Source organism: Kosakonia sp. H7A, assembly GCF_003028445.1.
In the GTDB taxonomy this organism is placed as follows: domain Bacteria; phylum Pseudomonadota; class Gammaproteobacteria; order Enterobacterales; family Enterobacteriaceae; genus Kosakonia; species Kosakonia radicincitans.
This window is the reverse complement of record NZ_PYTZ01000086.1, coordinates 1-497: the sequence shown is the minus strand read 5'-3', so window position 1 is coordinate 497 and position 497 is coordinate 1. Positions and strand designations below refer to the sequence as shown.

The 497-nt window shown below is 69.0% G+C and carries 1 protein-coding gene; it reads right to left on the bottom strand.

Translation table 11 applies throughout. The annotated features are described in order from the left end of the window. Positions 1–497 (bottom strand): SurA N-terminal domain-containing protein (locus CWM66_RS28330; RefSeq protein ID WP_199200088.1); only part of this gene is annotated, 497 nt, incomplete at both ends.

The window sequence follows — 497 nt, the reverse complement described above, 5'->3', positions numbered from 1 at the left end:
CTCTTCACGCCGTCGATCTTCTGCTGTCCGGTGGCGATCTGCGCAGCGGTGGCGCCTTCCGGCAGGCCCACCAGGATGTGGGCCAGGTGGTACTGGGTGCCGTTGCCGGCCTGCTGGGCCATGGCGGCGTCCACCTCGCCTTCGCTGACCGAGACACGGCTCTGGGCGAAGCTCTGGCGCAGGCGCTGGACAGTGATTTCCTCGCGTACCGAGCGGCGGAAATCGGCGTAGGACAGGCCGTCGGCAGCCAGCTTCTGGCGCAGGCCATCCACGCTGGTGCCGTTCTGCTGGGCGATGCTGCCGATGGCGCGGTTCAGTTCGTCGTCGCTGACCTTGATGCCGCTGCCCTCGGCGCGGGCCACCTGCAGCTTGACCAGCACCAGTCGCTCGAGCACCTGGCGCTGCAGCACGTCGGCCGGCGGCAGCTGGTTCTCGCGGCCGGCGTACTGGCTGCGCACATTGACGATGGCCCGGTCCAGCTCGCTCTGCAGGATCAC